Origin of the sequence: Rhodococcus sp. NPDC049939 (genome assembly GCF_040656415.1) — a bacterium.
Taxonomy (GTDB): Bacteria; Actinomycetota; Actinomycetes; order Mycobacteriales; family Mycobacteriaceae; genus Rhodococcus_F.
Genome location: NZ_JBFAMC010000001.1, coordinates 832,628 through 851,797, shown reverse-complemented (window position 1 = coordinate 851,797; position 19,170 = coordinate 832,628). Strand labels below are relative to the sequence as shown.

The window sequence follows — 19,170 nt, the reverse complement described above, 5'->3', positions numbered from 1 at the left end:
CTCGCAGCCGATATCGCATCAGGACTCGGACGCGCCGTCGAGGGAAGATCGTCTGTCGACACGTCCGCCGGGTCAGGACGGCGCTCATGAGCCGCCACTCGGGCGGTAGGCGGCGGGATCGAGAGGCGTCGCAACCGGGCGGGCCTGCTGGGTGCCGTCGGCGACGCGATAGCTCGCCGCGTGTCGAACCGTGGCGTACGGATCCCTCGGGTCAGTGATATAGAACCAGTCCATTTGCGCCCCTTGCCTGTTCACCTCGAACACACCGAAACCGTGGGAGTCGAGTTCGACATACCGCATATGACGATTGGTCGATTTGATCGCCTCTTCGGCGGCGAGTGTCGCGGTGCGCGGAGGAACGCCGAGTATGTCGTCGATGTTGGAGGACGTCACCGACGGGACGATGAATTCGGTGCCGACCGTGCCCGCGCCCGGGTAGTCCGCTGCATTCACAGGCAGATCACACGCCCAGGAGGTGTGGATGTCACCGGTGAGAAAGACGGTGTTACGGACCCCATTCGAAGAGATCGCATCGAAGAGTCTGCGACGGTCGGCGGTATAGCCGTCCCACTGGTCGGTGTTGTAGGGGATGCCGGCCTCCGGTAATCCGACCGCCTCGGTGATCGCCCCCATCGTGCGGGTGTCGAGCGGCGGGAACACCCACGGGGCGATCATCACCGGGTTGCCGACGAGCTTCCACTGCGCCGACGAGGTGACGATACCGCTGGTCAGCCAGTCCATCTGCTCACGACCGGTAATGGTTCGGTCCGGAGAGTCGGTATTGCGCCACCCGGCGCCTGCGGAGGCTTGCACGTCGCGGTAGCTGCGCAGGTCGAGCATGGACAGTTCGGCGAGATCGCCGAACTGAAAGCGCCGGTAGAGAGCGGCGTCGCCGCCCGTACCGTCGACCCGGACCGGCATCCACTCGAAGTATGCCTGCATCGACGCGGCTTTACGCGCACCCCACTCCCCCTCCGCGGCAGGATCGTGGTTGTCGGCCCCACCCATGTACGCGTTGTCGGCGCTCTCATGGTCGTCCCATGTGGCGATGAACGGCACGCGGGCGTGCAGCGCCATCAGGTCGGGGTCGGTCTTGTATTGCGCGTGCCGGATCCGGTAGTCGGCGAGCGAGACGATCTCGTGTGCCGGATCGTGCAGTCGGACAGGGCCGTTTGGGCCGCCGTACACACCGTGACCGTACTCGTAGAGGTAGTCGCCGAGATGCACGATCGCGTCGAGGTCGTCGCGCTCGGCGAGATGGCGATACGACGCGAAGTAGCCGGCCTCCCAGTTGGAGCACGAGACGACACCGAACCGCAGCCGGCTGAGATCGGCGTCGGTCGCGGGCGCGGTGCGGGTGCGCCCGGTCGCGGACGTCTGGCCGAGCGCGGCGAACCGGTAGAAGTACCCGGTGTCGGGGCGCAATCCGGTGACGTCGACCTTCACGGTGTGGTCGGTGTCGGGACCGGTGTTCGCGGTGCCGCCGCGCACGACGTTCGTGAAGTCCGGGTCGGCCGCGACCTGCCAGGACACCGAAATTCTCTGCCCCACACCAGAACCTGGTAGCGCGTCGGCGGAGGGGGTGATCCGGGTCCAGATGATCACCCGGTCAGGGAGGGGATCACCGGACGCGACACCGTGGACGAATCCCGGTGTCACAGCCTGCGCTGAGACCCGCCCCGCGGTCGCGGTGGCAAGTCCAACGCCTGCAAGAACCATCGAGCCGCGCAACATGCCGCGCCTGCTCACGCCAGCCATGTTTTTGTTTTCGGGCACGAGAGGATCACAACACAATTCGGATGGCCGTACAGCTTTGCTTCCGGCGTGTCCTCGAGTGTTCACGCGATGTTCGATTCCTCGAGAATTGCGGTACATCGTGCAGGTCCGAGCCAACACCTTTCATCGACAGAACCCTGCCGACCACCACGAGCGACGACAATAGGAATCATCATTGGACGCAAGAGGCACTTGGTCGCGAGAATCTGCTCGGGTCGGTCCCGCGGAATCGGTCGATCGGGCTATCGTGCAGGACAGACGAGGTTTACCAGCAAACGCACCGGAGGATTCGATGAGCCCCGAACACCCCGAACGATCAAACGGGTCCCGTGCGGTCGAAGCCACGCACGTCGACGTCCTCATCGTCGGGGCCGGGCTGTCCGGGATCGGGGTCGCGGCACGACTGCGCCGGGAACACCCCGAGCGGACGTTGATGATCCTCGAGTCCCGTGCGGTCTCCGGCGGCACCTGGGACCTGTTCCGGTACCCGGGAATCCGCTCCGACTCCGACGTGCAGACCTACGGGTACGACTTCAAGCCGTGGAAGGGCCGTAAGGCCCTCGCGCCTGCCGCCGACATCCTCGGCTACATCCGCGAGACCGCACGCGAGTACGACATCGAAGAGTGTATTCGCTACCACCACAAGGTGATCCGCGCCGATTGGTCACCGGCGGACGCGCGCTGGACTATCACCGCTCGCGTCGGCGACGGCGACGAGACCGTGACGTTCACGGCGAATTGGTTCTTCTGCGCCGCCGGCTACTACAACTACGACAAGGGCTACACCCCCGAGTTCCCTGGCGCGGAACGGTTCGCCGGACAGATCGTGCATCCCCAGCACTGGCCCGAGGACCTGGACTACGCCGGTAAGAGAGTCGTCGTCATCGGTTCCGGGTCGACCGCCGTCACGCTGATCCCGGCGATGGCCGACGCAACCGAGCACGTCACGATGCTCCAGCGTTCGCCCACGTACATCATTCCGCTGCCGGCGGAGGATGCACTCTATGACGTGTTCCGTCGCGTCCTCGGCGCCGAACGCGGGTACCGGCTCACCCGTAAGAAGAACATCGCGCAGAACGTCTGGGTCTACAAGCTGTGCCGACGCTTCCCTCGGCAGGCGCGGGCTGTCATCCGAAGGCTCAACAAGCGAATGCTGCCGGCCGGCTTCGACGTCGACACCCACTTCAACCCCAGGTACGCCCCATGGGATCAACGCCTGTGTGTCGTGCCGGGCGGCGACCTGTTCAAGACGATCCGCAAGGGGAAAGCATCGGTCGTCACCGACACGATCGAGACGTTCACCGAGACCGGCATCGCGCTCAGTTCCGGCAGGCACCTCGACGCCGACATCATCATCACCGCGACCGGGCTCGATCTGCTCGCGCTCGGCGGCGTCGAACTGAGCATCGACGGCGAACCCTTGGACATCACCAAACGGTTCGCGTTCAAGGGAACGATGCTCTCCGACGTCCCGAACTTCTCCTTCGCCGTCGGCTATGTCAACGCCCCGTGGACGCTCAAGGTCGACTTGGTGGCGGGCTTCCTGAGCCGGTTGCTTACCGAGATGGATCTTCGCGGCGCCACGGTCGCGGTCGCCGAGAACGACCGGCCCGACATGGAGACGCGGCCGCTGCTCGACTTCGCTGCCGGGTACATCCAGCGATCCCAGGGCCTGTGGCCGCAGGCAGGCACCGAGGATCCGTGGAACCTGCAGATGGACTACTACAAGGACGTCGTCGTACTGCGAGACACCCCGGTCGACGACGGGACTCTGACGTTCTCGAAGGCAGAGCCGGCATCGACACAGTTGCCACCGCGGTGACGCCGGAACGCTTGGCTGGGTACGGAGCGCAACGATCGAACGCACACTCAGTGGCAGAAGTGATGCTCCGAGTGCCCGCCGTTCTTCCCGCGCAAGTCGGCACAGGCCGCTTCGATGTCGTCGCACACCAACGTTCCGAGGTGGGCACTGAAGCCCTCACGAACGACAATGCGCAGCACCGCCACGTCCTCCGCATCGGCGGGCATCGTGTATGCGGGTACCTGCCACCCCCTCGCCCGCAGCTCGTGTGACAAGTCGAAGACCGTGAATCCGGGGTCTCCCACGAGCTCGAAAGTTACTACCGGAATATCGCAGCCATCGGTGACCAAGGCAAAGTGCTCGAGTTCGGCGATCCGCTCACTTACTTGGACCGCTGTGTCACGGAGGGTCTCCATGATCGCCCGGTAGCCTGCGCGACCGAGACGTAGGAAGTTGTAGTACTGCCCCACCACCTGATTTCCAGGGCGGGAGAAATTCAGGGTGAACGTCGGCATGTCGCCGCCCAGGTAGTTGACCCGGAATACGAGCCCTTCAGGCAGATGCTCTCTACCGCGCCACACCACGAACCCGATACCCGGGTACGTCAACCCATACTTGTGCCCACTGACATTGATGGAAACCACCCGGGGTACCCGGAAGTCCCACAGCAGATCCGGGTACAAGAACGGAACAACGAATCCCCCGCTGGCCGCGTCGACATGGATCGGGACGTCAGGGCCACCTGACGCGGCGAGTTCGTCGAGTGTGTCGGCGATTTCGGCAACCGGTTCGAGTTCACCGGTATAGGTAGTGCCGACGATCGCGACTACTCCGATCGTGTTCTCGTCGACCGCGTCGCGGACCTGTTCCGGGGTGATGACATATCGACCCCTTTCCATCGGCAGGTACTTGGGTTCGACGTCGAAGTAACGGCAAAACTTCTCCCACACCACCTGCACGTTGCTACCGAGCACGAGATTCGGTCGTGCCGTGTCCTTTCCCGCCTCTTCACGCCGCGCTCTCCACCGCCATTTGAGCGCCAGCCCACCGAGCATGACGGCTTCACTGGAGCCGATCGTGGACACACCAGTGGCACTGGCCGGGTCCGTGGGCGACAGATCGGGCGCGTGGAAGAGGTCTGCCACCATCGACACGCACCGCGACTCGATCGCCGCAGTTGCCGGATACTCGTCCTTGTCGATCATGTTCTTGTCGAATGTCTCGGCCATCAACTTGTCGGCCTCTGGGTCCATCCAGGTGGTGACGAACGTGGCCAGATTCAGACGGGAACTGCCGTCGAGCATCAACTCGTCGTGGATGAAGCGGTAGGCCGCCTCCGGATTGGCCGCCCGTTCCGGCAAGCGCAACGCAGGGAACGGTTCGATCGCCATTCGGCCGGTATAGGCAGGGACGAGGACGTCTCGGCCGTGATGACGGTGGTGGTGATGCTTGCTCATCTGAATCCCCAATCGAATGGCGTCAGTGTGCCCAGCGGGCCATGTCCCGAACGTCATGGGTCAAAGCTCATCGGATCGGCCCAGTAGTCTCGAAACCGATTCCACTCGATTGTGTCAGGGGGACGGGTTGACCACTGCAATCTCCGAAAGTTTCGCAGCACCCATCGAGGTGCGCGGGCTGTCGAAGAGTTTCAAGAGCGTTCCGGCGGTCAGCGATCTGACGTTCTCGGTTCCTCGAGGCTCGGTTACAGGGCTCGTCGGTCCCGACGGTTCCGGCAAGACCACGACGCTGCGGATGATCCTGGGTCTGGTCCGACCTACGTCGGGAACGTCCACCGTCGCGGGGCTGCCGATCCACCAACTCGCGTATCCCGCCCGGACCGTGGGAGCCGTCCTCGACACGCAGGGCGTGCACCCCAACCGCACCGCTCTTGACCACCTGACCGTGTACGCCGCCGCGATTCGTGCCCCCGAAGCGCGCGTGCGACAGGTGCTGTCGATCGTCGGACTCGAGGAGGTGGCGCGGCGACGGGCGGGTGGACTTTCCCTTGGCATGCGGCAGCGACTCACCCTGGCAACGGCACTTCTCGGCGATCCACAGATCCTCGTCCTCGACGAACCGATGAATGGACTCGATCCGGAGGGCATCGCGTGGCTGGGCGAATTCCTCCAAGGCTTCGCCGCATCCGGGGGCACTGCCTTGATCACGAGCCACATCCTTCGTGAAGTGGAGGAGACCGTAGACACAGTCGTGATCATCACCCGCGGCGCAATCGTCTACACCGGACGTCTCGACGAGCTGCGCAAATCGCAGCAGAGCCGCTTGCTGGTCGCATGCTCGAACCCGCCCGCACTCGCGACGGCACTGGCCGCCGAGGGCCTCGTCGATACTCGCTCCCTCGCTGACGGTCGGCTCGCCGTCGCGGGTGTCGGCGAGGACGTCGTGCGGGCAGTTGCCGATCGAAGCGGCATAGCGATCTTCGGCATGGTCGGTGAGGAGATCGATCTCGAGCAACTCTTCCTCACGATGACCGCCGGCCAGTACGTGGCGGGAGCCAGCGCAGCTGCGCCATCGGGCTACGGCCCGCCGCAGATGTACGCACCGCAGTCCTGGTATGGTCCGCCGCCTGGATACACACCACCGCCCGGCTATGCACCACCCCACCACGGTCCGGTGCCAGGAGGAAAGCGATGACAGCGTTACTCACCGCGGAGTTTCGCAAAGTCGTGACATTGCGATTCTGGTGGGTACTCGGACTGGTACCCCTGATCGTCGGAATGTTCTCCAGCACGATCACGCTTCCGGCAATGAGCGTGTCCACCAACGCATTGGAGGTCGATCCGCTCCACGTCGACCTCGCGGCAACCCTGTACGGGCTGGGGGTCGCCCTCTTCCTTCTGGTGCTGTTTGCTGCCCTCTTCGGCGCGGTCAACGTGGGAACGGAGTTTCGTTACAAGACACTGACCACCACGTTTCTGACCGCGCGCGGCCGGGACGGCGTGATCGGCGCCAAGCTCGCTGTCACAGCAGGGTTCGGGATCTTGTACGGCCTCGCTGTGGAGGCGGTCAGCGTCGCCCTGCTCCTGACGTTCGGAGGCGAGAGTTTCGGATTGAGCGGAACACTGTTCGCAATGCTGGGCACCGCCTTGATCTGCGCGGCACTGTGGGCGCTCCTCGGTGGTGGCATCTCGATGCTCACTCGGTCCTGGGTAGTCAGTTGTATCGCAATCGCGGTCTGGTTCACGGTGGGCGAGTTGATCCTCCGCGCGATCCTCAGCGGGATCGGGCTCGGTTCCGTCAACGGATTCCTACCCGTATCGGCCACACTCGGCACGGTCGCCAACGCTGCCGCGAGTAACGAAATCGACTGGCTGACTCTCTGGCCTGCCGCGCCACTTACCCTGCTGGCCTGGACCGTTGCTTTCGTTGCGGGCGGCTGGGTGCTCATGCGGCAGCGCGACATCAACTGACGGAACGAGGCCGGGGAGGACGACGAGGCCGGCGCCTGTACGAGTCAGCAAATGTTCTTACTCCACTAATCTCCAAGTGCCGCAGCCCCTAGAGGTGAATCCACCGTCGGTTGGTGCGATGGTGACTGTCACCGACGGTGCGACTGAGACGAGTTGTTGTCGATGATGTTTCCGTTGGCGTCGGAGCGCTCCCAGTAGCAATCTGAGGCGGGTTCTTCTGTTCGGTAGGTGCCAGGCGAAAGGTAGTAATCGTTCCACGGCGTCTTCTCCAGCCCATTGCCGATGAGCCGCTTGCCGCCACGGAACGTCGTTTCCCGAACCTCACCGGCCAAGGCTTGGTCCAGAATCGGCTGCTGATCAGGACACAGGATGGGAACCATAATGGTGTACTGGCGGCCGTTGCCGGTCTGAGCGAGGACTCCATATCTGGTTGCGAAGTCGTACGCGTCCAAGACCCCAGAGCGCAAATCATCGCAGGTGTTCATGTCGTAGTACCAGTCCGAGCCGTGTTCGCGCCCAGGCTCGAAGTCGATTCCGGCCGCCCTAAGTGCGCTGGCGTACTCCGACTACATCGCTTGTTCGGGGCTCATCGTCCTTGTCGGCGCCGCGGGTGTCGAGGTGGGGCTGGTTGACGAGGAGGTCGTGGCGGTCGCTGTGGTTGTGGAGGTCGCTGAGTCTTCGGTCGACGGGCTTCCGCACGCGGTAGCCAGCGCGCCTACTGCGGCAAGAACTAGAACACGTTTCATCACCCGTGTACCGTACGTGGCGGGGCCTCGCCAAAGGAACCAGCGGGTTTGCAGGTATCACGAACCCGGGTTGCACGGGTCATCACCGCTCAGAGCTTGGTCGCTCGCCCAACCCCGTCTGCAGGGGTAGTAGTGGGTGGGGACCTCATCGCGAGTGGAGAGCACCGGACACCATGGATTTCCTTCGCCCCGAAAACTGGGAAGACGCGCTGGCCGTCATGGCCGACCGTCCCGACGCCGTACCCATTCAAGGCGGCACCGTCGTCATGGTCGGGTTGAACTTCGATCTGGATCGGCCTGCCGCACTCCTCGACCTCAATCCGGTCACCGAATTGTCCCGATGGGAACAACTCGGGGACGGAACGCTGCGAGTCGGGGCCGGAGTGCCTTACGTGCGACTGATCTCGGAACTCGGCGACCGACTACCCGCACTCGCGCAGGCCGCCCGGACCATCGGCTCGCGCCAGATCCGCAACCGCGGCACGGTCGGCGGAAGTCTCGGCGCGACTGACCACAGCGGCGACGCTCACGCGCCCTTGCTTGCTACCGGCGCAGTGATCGAAGTCGAATCATCTGCCCGCGGCGTGCGAATGATCCCCGCCACCGAGTTCTATCCGAGTGCCGAGCGCAGTGCGCTCGCCCCCGATGAACTCATCCGCGCCTTCCACGTCGCACCGGCCTCCGGCCCGCAGTACTTCTCCAAGGTTGGTATCCGGAACGCGATGGTAGCGGCAACATGTTCCTTCTCGATTGCGCTGTACCCACAGGAACGGCGGGTGGGCACAGGGCTCGGGTCGGCCGCTCCCAACCCCTGTCGGGCCCTCGCGGCAGAGGAGTTCCTGGCCGCCGAACTCGATTGGGACGGTGCGCCCGACGAGGCCGTCACCCGCCGGTTCGGAGATCTGGTCAAGGAAGCGGCCAACCCGATCGATGACTTTCGGGGCACAGCCGGGTACCGCAAGAACGCTCTCGCGGTCATCGCCAGACGAACCCTCACCTGGGCGTGGCAGGACCACTCGACCAGGAGAAAGGCGGCCTAGACATGCGTGTGACTTGCACTGTCAATGGCAAGGAACAGGTAGCAGACAATGTGTGGGAAGGCGAGAGCCTCCTCTACCTCCTCCGCCAACGAATGGGACTCCCGGGCTCGAAGAACGCCTGCGAACAGGGCGAATGCGGTTCCTGCACGGTCTATCTCGACGACATACCCACGTGCGCCTGCCTGGTGGCTGCAGGCCAGGTCCATGGACGCCGCATCCGCACGGTCGAAGGGCTTGCCGACGGCGATCAGCTCGATCCGGTACAGGAGGCGTTCGTCGAATGTGGAGCCATCCAGTGCGGGTTCTGCACGCCGGGCCTGGTAGTGCAGGCACATGACCTGATCGAGCGAGTGCCGAACCCATCCGATGCGCAGATTCGAGAGGCACTCGCAGGCAACCTGTGCCGCTGTACGGGCTATGAAAAGATTCTCGACGCGGTGCGGCTCACTGCCTTGCGGAAGGCGGAGTCGCTCGCCGCCTCACAGAAGGCGGGACCATTGTGACCACACCACTGCGAGCGCCGAGCGACATCGTCGCGCCGGGTCAGGGACGGGTCGGCGACAGCCCGCTACGGCCGGACGGAACCCTGAAGGTCAAAGGCGAGTTCGCATACTCGTCAGACCTCTCGATCGACGGAATGCTGTGGGGCGCAACCCTGCGCAGCCCACACCCGCGGGCGAGGATTCTGTCCATAGAGACGGGCGAGGCCTACGCCACCGCCGGCGTGGAAGCAGTCCTCACGCATGAGGACGTCCCCGGCCGAAAGTGCTATGGGGTGAATCACACGTGGGACCAGCCCGTACTGGCATTCGACGAGGTCCGGCATCAGGGTGAACCGATCGCCCTGGTAGCCGCCGACCACCCGGAGACGGCGCGGCGAGCAATGGAGAAGATCACCGTCCACTACGAGGTGCTCGAACCGCTCACCGATGCACGCCGGGCAGCACTGGACCCGAGCTATCCGAAGGTTCAGCCGCGCGGCGGACTGGCTCGGCATCAGCCGATTCGCGTCGGTGACGTCGCTTCTGCCCGCGCCGCGGCAGATATCGTGGTCAGCGGCGAGTTCAACACCGGAATTCAAGACCACGCGTTTCTCGGCACAGAGTCCGGGCTTGCGATTCCGGGCGAAGACGGCGGCATCGATCTGTACGTCGCAACCCAATGGATGCACAACGATCTCGAACAGATCAGTCCGTGTCTGGCCATGCCCCAGGACAAGATCCGGATGACGCTTGCCGGCGTCGGCGGAGCATTCGGCGGTCGCGAAGATCTCTCGATGGAGATCCACGCGGCGATGCTGGCACTGCACACGGGCAAGCCGATCAAGATGGTGTACAACCGCTACGAGTCATTCTTCGGTCATGTGCATAGGCACCCGGCCCAGATGCGCTACGAGTACGGGGCGACACGCGCAGGAAAGTTGCTCTTCGCCGACGCGGAGATCATCTTCGACGGTGGCGCATATACGTCGGCCACCCTGGGCGTCGTCGGGACCGCCGCCTCACTCGCAGTCGGTCCGTACGTGATCCCCAACATCGAGGTCAACGCGTACGGCGTCTACACCAACAATCCTCCGTGTGGAGCGATGCGCGGTTTCGGCGCCCTGCAAACCTGCTTCGCATACGAGTCGATGATGGACAAGGTGGCCGAGGCCTGCGGGATCAGCCGAGTCGAGGTTCGCCGGATCAATGCGATCGAGCAGGGCTCGGTATTGGCCACCGGTCAGCTGGTCGAGGCGCACACACCATTGGCCGACATGCTTACGCGAGCCGAAGCGATGCCGATGCCTGCCCCGCTCGATGCCACCGACATCATGAACCTGCCAGGGTGCACCTCGCAGACCACACACGGCGAGGGCGTAGTACGTGGTGTCGGCTACGGAGTCGGCATGAAGAACATCTGCTCCTCCGAGTCCCGTGACGACTTCTCCACGGCCCGAGTCGGACTCCAGGTGATAGGGGGCGAGGCCACCGCACTGGTGCACACGAGCGCCGCCGAAGTAGGCCAGGGTCTGGTGACCCTGCAGGCACAGATCGTCCGTACCGAACTGGGCGTCAACCGGGTCACCATCCACCCAGCCGACAACCGGGTCGGCAGTGCCGGATCGACGTCTGCGTCCCGCCAGTCGTACATGACCGGAGGTGCGGTGAAGGCAGCCTGTGAAGCGATCCGTGAGGCCGTCTTCTCTTTGACACGGGTCCATCTCGGCCGGCTCGTCGAAGACCTGAGCCTGGTCGGTGGCAAGATCGAGTCCGCATCAGAGGGTCCGCTTGCCACCCTTGAAGACGTTCTCGGCGACCGGGTCATCGAGCAGACCAGGGAGTATCACCACCGCCCGACCAACGCCATGGACCCGGTCACCGGACAAGGTGCCACCCACACCCAGCATGCATTGTGCGTTCACCGCGCGGTCGTCGATGTCGACGTCGAGCTCGGACGGATCAAGGTTGTCGAGATGGCGGCCGTCCAGGATGTCGGCAAAGTGCTCAACCGGTTGGCGCTGGAGGGCCAGATCCACGGCGGGTCGTCCCAAGGTCTCGGGCTGGCGGTTATGGAGGAGATCGTCGTCCAGGACGGGCTGGTCCAGAACCCTTCATTCCACGATTACCTCATCCCGACGATCGTCGACATGCCGCCGATGCGCCTCGAGATCCTGGAGAACCCGGACCCGCTGGCCCCGTACGGACTGCGCGGCGCCGGGGAAGCCTCCACATTGTCTTCCATACCTGCGATCGTGGCTGCGATCAGGGACGCCACAGGCTTGGAGCTCACCCGAGTGCCGGTTCGGCCGGAACACATCACCGGTATCAGCTGACCCGACGAGCGAACTCGTACGTCCACATCTGACGTGTCGACACAACGGGGAAGATGCTGGACAAGCAGACCGTCGTCGTGTCAGCGGAGCGGAACAGACCACCTCGCCGAGGACCCACACCGTAATACCTCTGTTACCTCGCCACGCGGCCGTGACCTTTTCGGAAGTAAACACTGTCGTCGACCAGAGTCGGCTGCTCGAGACCGGATCCACACCGCGCTCGCCTACGCCGGTGACCTCTATCGTGTCCTGCGAGATGCGGCGAAGGCGGTACCGGGGAATAATCTCGGGGCGAGAACCGTCATCGATGGTAACCCCGTCGATAGCCGTGGGACGGTCAACACGTGTTCGTCGGGTTAAATACGCGTAACACGCGGGGGCTACTCTCATGTTATATAGGCGCTCTGATCGGGTACCGAAACAGAAACGAGGCGAATACCTGCCGTGAGCAGCAGCTCTACATCCCAGTTCGGACAGAACCAGTGGTTGGTTGACGAGATGTACCAGCGCTTCCAGGACGACCCGTCGTCCGTGGATGCCAGCTGGCACGAATTCCTGACAGATTACTCTCCGGAAGCTGCCTCGAATACAGGCGCAGCCAATGGACACGGCACTGCCAATGCCGCCGCGCCTGCTGCTCCCGCGGCCACGACCTCGGCTCCTCGGGCCGCTGCGCCGAAGACCGCGCCCCGGCCTCAGACCAAGCAGGCCAACGGCGCGGCGCCAGAGAGCGCAGCCCCTAAGACTGCGGCTCCGAAAGCCGCAGCCCCGAAGGCTGCTCCGAAGAGCGTCGCGCCCCCGAAGCCAACCAAGGAAGCGAAGGCCTCTACTCCTGCGACCGAGGCTCCTGCCACCACCGAGTCGAAGGTTCTCCGCGGCGCGGCTGCTGCCGTTGCGAAGAACATGTCGGCATCGCTTGCGATTCCGACCGCCACCAGCGTGCGCGCGATTCCCGCGAAGCTGATGTCCGACAACCGGATCGTCATCAACAATCACCTCGCCCGTACCCGTGGTGGCAAGATCTCGTTCACGCACCTTCTCGGGTACGCGATCGTGCAGGCCGTCAAGGTATTCCCGAACATGAACCGCCACTTCGCCGAGGTCGACGGCAAGCCGAACGTGGTCACCCCCGCACACACCAACCTGGGCCTGGCTATAGACCTGCCCGGCAAGGACGGCAGCCGATCCCTCGTCGTCGCGGCGATCAAGAAGACCGAAGCGCTCAACTTCACGCAGTTCTACAGCGCCTACGAGGACATCGTTCGGCGTGCACGTGACGGCAAGCTCACGGCCGAGGACTTCTCGGGTGTCACCATCTCGCTGACCAATCCCGGTGGGATCGGCACAGTGCACTCGGTGCCGCGCCTCATGAACGGCCAGGGCGCCATCATCGGCGCCGGCGCCATGGAGTACCCCGCAGAGTTCCAGGGCGCGAGCGACGAGCGCATCGCCGAAATGGGCGTCGGCAAGCTCATGACTCTCACTTCGACGTACGATCACCGGATCATTCAAGGTGCCGAATCGGGCGATTTCCTTCGGACCATCCACAACCTGCTGATCAGCGACGAATTCTACGACGAGATCTTCCACTCGCTGCACATCCCGTACGAACCGGTCCGCTGGCGGAAGGACGTGCCGGAAGGCGCCATCGACAAGAGCACTCGTGTTCTCGAGTTGATCGCCGCATACCGCAACCGCGGTCACCTGATGGCCGACACGGATCCGCTCCAGTTCGTCAAGGACAAGTTCCGCAGCCATCCGGACCTCGACGTCACCACACACGACCTGACCCTCTGGGACCTCGATCGCGAGTTCAAAGTCGGCGGCTTCCACGGCAAGTCGAAGATGAAGCTGCGCGACGTCCTCAGCGTGCTTCGTGACGCGTATTGCCGCCACATCGGTGTCGAGTACACGCACATCCTCGAGCCGGAACAACAGCAGTGGCTACAGGCCCGAGTAGAGGCGCATCACGTCAAGCCCACGGTCGCCCAACAGAAGTACATCCTGAGCAAGCTCAACGCCGCAGAGGCCTTCGAGACGTTCCTCCAGACCAAATACGTCGGCCAGAAGCGATTCTCGCTCGAGGGCGCCGAGTCCGTCATCCCGATGATGGACGCTGTCATCGACCAAGCCGCCGAGCACGCGCTCGACGAGGTCGTCATCGGTATGCCGCACCGTGGTCGCCTGAACGTCCTGGCGAATATCGTCGGCAAGCCCTACTCCAAGATCTTCACGGAATTCGAGGGCAACATGAACCCGGCGGCCGCTCACGGCTCCGGCGACGTGAAGTACCACCTCGGCGCCGAGGGCACCTACATCCAGATGTTCGGTGACAACGACATAACCGTCTCCCTCACGGCCAATCCCTCACACCTGGAGGCGGTAGACCCGGTTCTCGAGGGTCTGGTCCGCGCCAAGCAGGACATCCTCGACAAGGGCGAGGACGGCTTCACCGTCCTGCCGCTGATGCTGCACGGCGACGCCGCGTTCGCCGGTCAAGGTGTGGTCGCCGAGACGTTGAACCTGGCACTGCTGCGCGGCTACCGGACCGGTGGCACTGTGCACATCGTGGTCAACAATCAGGTCGGTTTCACCACCGCCCCGGAACACTCCCGGTCTTCCGAGTACTGCACCGACGTCGCGAAGATGATCGGCGCGCCGATCTTCCACGTCAACGGCGACGACCCCGAGGCCTGCGTCTGGGTCGCCCAGCTGGCCGTCGATTTCCGAGAGAAGTTCCACAAGGACGTCGTCATCGACATGATCTGCTACCGCCGTCGCGGTCACAACGAGGGCGACGACCCCTCGATGACGCAACCGGCCATGTATGACGTCATCGACACCAAGCGCAGCGTCCGCAAGAGCTACACCGAATCCCTGATCGGCCGCGGCGACATCTCGCTGAAGGAAGCCGAAGACGCCCTACGCGACTACCAGGGCCAGCTCGAACGGGTATTCAACGAGGTCCGCGAACTCGAGAAGTACACACCCGGGCCGAGCGAATCGGTCGAATTGGATCAGCCGCTGCCGACCAAGCTGAAGACGTCCGTCGACATCTCGGTTCTCGAGCGGATCGGCGACGCGTTCGTCAACCTTCCCGAAGGTTTCACCGTGCATCCGCGAGTGAAACCAGTCATCGAGAAGCGTCTGGAGATGTCTCGCGAAGGCAAGATCGACTGGGCGTTTGCGGAACTTCTCGCCTTCGGCTCGCTTGTCGACCAGGGCAAGCTGGTTCGCCTGTCCGGCCAGGACTCGAGGCGTGGCACTTTCACGCAACGTCACTCGGTGCTCATCGACCGCAAGACGGGCGAGGAGTACACCCCTCTACAGAACCTGGGTAGCGAGAACCACGGCAAGTTCATGGTCTACGACTCCGCGCTCAGCGAGTTCGCAGCCGTCGGCTTCGAATACGGCTACGCCGTAGGCAACCCGGACGCGCTGGTGCTGTGGGAGGCACAGTTCGGTGATTTCGTCAACGGTGCGCAGTCCATCATCGACGAGTTCATCTCATCGGGTGAGGCCAAGTGGGGACAGCTTTCCGATGTCGTGCTGCTGCTGCCGCACGGCCACGAAGGTCAAGGTCCCGACCACACGTCCGGCCGCATCGAACGCTTCTTGCAGCTGTGTGCGGAAAGTTCGATGACGGTCGCCGTGCCGTCCACGCCGGCGAGCTACTTCCACTTGCTGCGGCGTCACTCGCTCGACGGCATCAATCGCCCGTTGGTCGTCTTCACACCGAAATCGATGCTACGCAACAAGGCTGCGGTCTCGGAGATCGAAGACTTCACCACCGGCAAGTTCCGGTCGGTGTTCGAGGAGCCCGCGTACGAGGACGGCATCGCCGACCGCTCCAAGGTCCGCCGCGTTCTTCTTGTCAGCGGAAAACTGTACTGGGAGTTGCTGGCGAGGAAGCACAAGGACAACCGTGAGGACATCGCGATCGTCCGCATCGAGCAGTTGTACCCGATTCCAAGCCGTCGCCTACGCGCAACACTCGACCTCTATCCGAATGCCGTCGAGTTCCAGTGGGTTCAGGAGGAGCCGGCCAACCAGGGCGCGTGGCCGTTCTTCGGTCTCGCGCTGCCCGAACTGCTGCCCGACAAGCTGAGCGGAATCAAACGCATCTCTCGTCGTTCGATGTCGGCGCCGTCGTCTGGCTCGAGCAAGGTGCACGCGGTAGAACAGCAAGAGATCATCGATGAAGCGTTCAGCGAAAGGGGCGAAACCGCTCGAATGTTCAGCGATTGAGCATGAAACGGATGAAGCGTTCAGCTGAGTTTCGTTTGTGATTTCGGTTCTCCAGCGAAAGCCGGGCCGGTCCACTCCAGGGAGTGAGCCGGCCCGGCTTTCGTAGTTCCTGGTCCGATTTCAGCCCGCGATCGCTGACTGCAGCGTTGCCGCCATCTCAGGCGCCGCTGCAATGGCGAGCGCGGGAAGAGCCTGAGCGGCGATGTCGATCAGTTCGTCGCGGGACAACCGCTGGTTGTGCAACGGGTTGTACAGCCAAGTGATCGTGACCTCCTCGACGTACGCGATCCATCCGCGCACGGAGAGCACCACCGCGGAGGTCGGCTCGATGGCAAGCAACCTGAGTTGTTCGAGGACCCGCTCGCACATCACCACGCGAGTCTCCTCGAAGATTGCCTGCATGTCCGGGTCGCCACTCGCCGGTCCGCGCGACAGCGACAGATAGCATGTGCGATTCTCGCTGGCATAGTCGATGTAGGACGACAGCACCGAACGCAGGACCCGCATCGGATCGCCGAGTTTCTCGAGGGACGGATCGGCGGCCGTATAAGCAAGCATCTCGTCGTTCGCATGCCGGACGATTGCGAGGTGGAAGTCGTGCTTGGAGGCGAAGTAGTGGAACAGCAGACCGGGCGACACCCCGGCCTGGTCCGCGATGTCCTCGACGGTGATCTGCTCGAGGGGTCGTTCTGCGAGCATTTTTTCGCCGAGATCGATCAATTGCGCGCGCCGTTGCTCGGGGCTGAGACGGGTCCGCTTCACAACTGCCATGACACAAGACTACTAAACGTAAGTCAATAGCTATTGACCGAAAATCAATAGCGTCTTATTGTGGCGTGCATGAGTCTCCCAGACACAGATACTTACGAGCCCACCGCTGATGTCCGCCACGTCGACACCCTGATCATCGGCAGCGGGTTCTCCGGCCTCGGCGCGGCGATCAAGCTGACCCAGGCAGGCAAGACCGACTTCCTCGTGCTCGAACGCGGCAGCGACGTCGGCGGTACCTGGCGGGACAACACGTATCCGGGCGCGGCGTGTGACGTCCCCTCACAGTTGTACTCGTACTCGTTCGCCCTGAACCCGAACTGGACGCGGTCGTTCTCGCCGCAACCCGAGATCCAGAAGTACATTCAGTCGGTGTCCAGGAAGTTCAAGGTGCTCGACAAGCACCTTTTCAACTGCGATGTGCAGTCTGCCCGCTGGAACGAGGCGACCACACGATGGGAAGTCAGCACCAGCAAGGGAAACTTCGTCGCCAAGATCGTCGTCTCCGCGGTCGGTACATTGTGCGAGCCGTCCCTGCCCGACATCGAGGGCATAGAAGGATTCGAGGGCGAGATCTTCCATTCCGCCCGCTGGAATCACGACGCCGACCTCACCGGTAAGCGCGTCGCCGTCATCGGCACGGGTGCTTCCGCCATCCAGATCATCCCGGAAATCGGCAAGAAGGTCTCCCACCTCGACGTGTACCAGCGCACAGCGCCGTGGATCCTGCCCCGCGCGGACCGCGAGTACACGACGCTGGAGCAGGCCGCATTCAAGTACGTCCCGGGTTTCCAGCGGCTCTATCGCACGGGTGTCTACTTGTGGCGGGAGACGCAGGTCTTCGGACTGACGAAGGCTCCGGTGTTCATGAAGCCCCTGGAACTCTCGGCCACGCTCCACCTGCGCAGCCAGATCAAGGACAAGGCGCTTCGAGAGAAGGTGGCACCGAACTTCCAGCTCGGCTGCAAGCGCATCCTGATCTCCAACAACTACTACCCGACCCTCGCGCAGGACAACGTCGACCTCGTGACCGACGGCATCGAGAAGGTCACCGCCAACTCGGTGGTGTCCCGGGACGGCACCGTCCGCGAGGTCGACGCGATCGTCGTCGCCACCGGATTCCACGTCACCGACTCCCCCACCTTCGAAACCATCTTCGGCAAGGACGGCCGATCACTCGCTCAGGTCTTCGAAGACGGTGGACAGCGAGCTTACAAAGGCGCGGCCATCGCGAACTTCCCCAACATGTTCTTCCTCACGGGCCCCAACACGGGTCTGGGCCACAGCTCGATGGTCTACATGATCGAATCGCAGCTGAGCTACCTGGTCGACGCACTGCGGACGCTGGACAAGCACGACATCGGCAAGATCGAGGTCCGCGAGGACGTCCTGGACCGCTACAACGCGGACATTCAGAAAAGGTTGTCGAACAGCGTCTGGAACACCGGCGGCTGCGCGAGCTGGTACCTCGACAAGCACGGCAACAACACCACGCTGTGGCCGGGCTTCACCTTCGAGTTCCGCAACGAGACCCAGCGTTTCGACCTTGCCGCATATGACAGCGTTGCTACGGCCGACCTACCCGTACCGGCGCCCGAACCCGCACCCGCGCCGGTGAACGGGAAGGTCAAGGCGAAAAGGAAGAGGAAGTCCGCGAACTCCAAGGCCATACCAGCGCAGGTCGATCCTGACGGCGTGAAAGCCACCACGCCGTGAGTGAGTTCGCAGGCAAGGTAGTGGTGATCACCGGTGCCGGATCAGGCATCGGTAGGGCCCTGGCGCTGAATTTGGCGGGCCAGGGCGCCAAACTTGCCATCTCTGACGTGGACGCGGCTGGTCTCGCCGAAACCGCGCGCGGAGCGACAGCGCTGGGCGCCGAGGTCAAGTCCGATCACCTGGACGTCACCGAGCGTGATGCAGTGCTGGCGTATGCAGATGACGTGGTTGACCACTTCGGAAAGGTCAACCAGATCTACAACAATGCCGGCGTCGCATACAACGGCGACTTCGAGAAGTCCCAGTTCAAGGACATCGAAAAGATCATGGACGTGGACTTCTGGGGAGTGGTCAACGGCACCAAGGCATTTCTTCCGCACCTGATTGCGTCGGGCGATGGCCATGTCGTGAACATCTCGAGCCTGTTCGGCCTGTTGGCCATGCCGAAGCAGAGTGCCTACAACGCGGCGAAGTTTGCTGTTCGCGGCTTCACCGAGGCACTGCGACAGGAAATGCTGATCGCAAAGCATCCCGTCAAGGTCACGTGTGTGCACCCCGGCGGGGTCAAGACTGCCATCGCCCGCAATGCCACGGTCGGGCCGGGCGAGGATCGGGATACCTCCGCTGCATTCTTCGACAAGAGGCTCGCGCGAACCACAGCCGAAGATGCGGCGAAGATCATCGTCAACGGCGTCCGCAAGGGTAAGCCCCGCATTCTGGTCGGCACCGATGCCAAGTTGCTCGACGCATTCGTGCGGCTGGTCGGGTCCAACTATCAGCGTGTGGTCGCCACCGTCGTCGAACGCATTGTGCCCAAGTCGAACTGAGGAAC

General features: G+C 63.3%; 13 protein-coding genes. 9 read left to right on the top strand and 4 right to left on the bottom strand.

Going from position 1 to position 19,170, the window contains the following annotated elements:
• Nucleotides 1-84: 84 nt before the first annotated feature.
• Entirely contained in the window at nt 85-1,758 is a 1,674-nt protein-coding gene (locus AB0I57_RS03760) for an alkaline phosphatase D family protein (RefSeq protein WP_358333116.1), read from the bottom strand.
• 310 nt (nt 1,759-2,068) lie between these two features.
• On the opposite strand from AB0I57_RS03760, the gene AB0I57_RS03755 reads away from it, so the two are divergent.
• The gene (locus AB0I57_RS03755; protein WP_358330018.1) at nt 2,069-3,598 is read left to right on the top strand and encodes an NAD(P)/FAD-dependent oxidoreductase; all 1,530 of its coding nucleotides are present in this window, start codon (nt 2,069-2,071) and stop codon (nt 3,596-3,598) included.
• Between the two features lie 47 nt (nt 3,599-3,645).
• Here AB0I57_RS03755 and AB0I57_RS03750 read toward each other — a convergent pair whose 3' ends face one another.
• Nucleotides 3,646-5,034: a glutamate decarboxylase gene (locus AB0I57_RS03750; protein ID WP_358330015.1), complete on the bottom strand. Its 1,389-nt coding sequence runs from the start codon at nt 5,032-5,034 to the stop codon at nt 3,646-3,648.
• A gap of 127 nt (nt 5,035-5,161) precedes the next feature.
• Here AB0I57_RS03750 and AB0I57_RS03745 point away from each other — a divergent pair, with 127 nt between their 5' ends.
• Entirely contained in the window at nt 5,162-6,229 is a 1,068-nt protein-coding gene (locus AB0I57_RS03745) for an ATP-binding cassette domain-containing protein (RefSeq protein ID WP_358330012.1), read from the top strand.
• Nucleotides 6,226-7,005 (top strand): ABC transporter permease, encoded by a 780-nt coding sequence (locus AB0I57_RS03740; RefSeq protein WP_358330009.1) that lies wholly within the window; start codon nt 6,226-6,228, stop codon nt 7,003-7,005. The genes AB0I57_RS03745 and AB0I57_RS03740 overlap by 4 nt, the downstream gene beginning before the upstream one ends.
• Before the next feature lie 128 nt (nt 7,006-7,133).
• Here the strand turns inward: AB0I57_RS03740 and AB0I57_RS03735 are convergent, their stop codons facing one another.
• Complete coding sequence (locus tag AB0I57_RS03735) at nt 7,134-7,490, bottom strand: hypothetical protein (RefSeq protein ID WP_358330007.1); 357 nt, start codon at nt 7,488-7,490, stop codon at nt 7,134-7,136.
• A gap of 434 nt (nt 7,491-7,924) precedes the next feature.
• Between AB0I57_RS03735 and AB0I57_RS03730 the strand changes: the two genes are divergently transcribed.
• The 4 genes from AB0I57_RS03730 to AB0I57_RS03715 all read left to right on the top strand — a co-directional run bounded on the left by AB0I57_RS03730 (nt 7,925) and on the right by AB0I57_RS03715 (nt 15,854).
• Nucleotides 7,925-8,791, top strand: coding sequence for an FAD binding domain-containing protein (locus tag AB0I57_RS03730; RefSeq protein WP_358330004.1), 867 nt, complete (start codon nt 7,925-7,927; stop codon nt 8,789-8,791).
• A gap of 2 nt (nt 8,792-8,793) precedes the next feature.
• The gene (locus AB0I57_RS03725; RefSeq protein WP_358330001.1) at nt 8,794-9,294 is read left to right on the top strand and encodes a (2Fe-2S)-binding protein; all 501 of its coding nucleotides are present in this window, start codon (nt 8,794-8,796) and stop codon (nt 9,292-9,294) included.
• The gene (locus AB0I57_RS03720) at nt 9,291-11,606 is read left to right on the top strand and encodes a molybdopterin cofactor-binding domain-containing protein (RefSeq protein ID WP_358329998.1); all 2,316 of its coding nucleotides are present in this window, start codon (nt 9,291-9,293) and stop codon (nt 11,604-11,606) included. Before AB0I57_RS03725 ends, AB0I57_RS03720 begins: the two co-directional genes overlap by 4 nt.
• Nucleotides 11,607-12,050: 444 nt before the next feature.
• Nucleotides 12,051-15,854 (top strand): multifunctional oxoglutarate decarboxylase/oxoglutarate dehydrogenase thiamine pyrophosphate-binding subunit/dihydrolipoyllysine-residue succinyltransferase subunit, encoded by a 3,804-nt coding sequence (locus tag AB0I57_RS03715; RefSeq protein ID WP_358329995.1) that lies wholly within the window; start codon nt 12,051-12,053, stop codon nt 15,852-15,854.
• Between the two features lie 120 nt (nt 15,855-15,974).
• Here the strand turns inward: AB0I57_RS03715 and AB0I57_RS03710 are convergent, their stop codons facing one another.
• A complete protein-coding gene (locus AB0I57_RS03710; protein ID WP_358329993.1) occupies nt 15,975-16,625 on the bottom strand; it encodes a TetR/AcrR family transcriptional regulator in 651 nt (216 codons plus the stop codon).
• Nucleotides 16,626-16,694: 69 nt separating this feature from the next.
• Between AB0I57_RS03710 and AB0I57_RS03705 the strand changes: the two genes are divergently transcribed.
• Together AB0I57_RS03705 and AB0I57_RS03700 are read left to right on the top strand one after the other, a co-directional pair.
• Nucleotides 16,695-18,338 carry an NAD(P)/FAD-dependent oxidoreductase gene (locus tag AB0I57_RS03705; protein ID WP_358329990.1) on the top strand — a complete coding sequence of 548 codons (1,644 nt, stop codon included), beginning with the start codon at nt 16,695-16,697 and terminating at the stop codon, nt 18,336-18,338.
• The gene (locus AB0I57_RS03700) at nt 18,335-19,165 is read left to right on the top strand and encodes an SDR family NAD(P)-dependent oxidoreductase (RefSeq protein ID WP_358329987.1); all 831 of its coding nucleotides are present in this window, start codon (nt 18,335-18,337) and stop codon (nt 19,163-19,165) included. The genes AB0I57_RS03705 and AB0I57_RS03700 overlap by 4 nt, the downstream gene beginning before the upstream one ends.
• Nucleotides 19,166-19,170 lie beyond the last annotated feature (5 nt).

Bases quoted from the DNA above. Each gene is read 5' to 3' on its own strand.
- AB0I57_RS03760 (WP_358333116.1), bottom strand. From the start codon at position 1,758: ATGGCTGGCGTGAGCAGGCGCGGCATGTTGCGCGGCTCGATGGTTCTT.
- AB0I57_RS03755 (WP_358330018.1), top strand. From the start codon at position 2,069: ATGAGCCCCGAACACCCCGAACGATCAAACGGGTCCCGTGCGGTCGAA.
- AB0I57_RS03750 (WP_358330015.1), bottom strand. From the start codon at position 5,034: ATGAGCAAGCATCACCACCACCGTCATCACGGCCGAGACGTCCTCGTC.
- AB0I57_RS03740 (WP_358330009.1), top strand. From the start codon at position 6,226: ATGACAGCGTTACTCACCGCGGAGTTTCGCAAAGTCGTGACATTGCGA.
- AB0I57_RS03735 (WP_358330007.1), bottom strand. From the start codon at position 7,490: ATGAACACCTGCGATGATTTGCGCTCTGGGGTCTTGGACGCGTACGAC.
- AB0I57_RS03730 (WP_358330004.1), top strand. From the start codon at position 7,925: ATGGATTTCCTTCGCCCCGAAAACTGGGAAGACGCGCTGGCCGTCATG.
- AB0I57_RS03725 (WP_358330001.1), top strand. From the start codon at position 8,794: ATGCGTGTGACTTGCACTGTCAATGGCAAGGAACAGGTAGCAGACAAT.
- AB0I57_RS03710 (WP_358329993.1), bottom strand. From the start codon at position 16,625: ATGGCAGTTGTGAAGCGGACCCGTCTCAGCCCCGAGCAACGGCGCGCG.
- AB0I57_RS03705 (WP_358329990.1), top strand. From the start codon at position 16,695: ATGAGTCTCCCAGACACAGATACTTACGAGCCCACCGCTGATGTCCGC.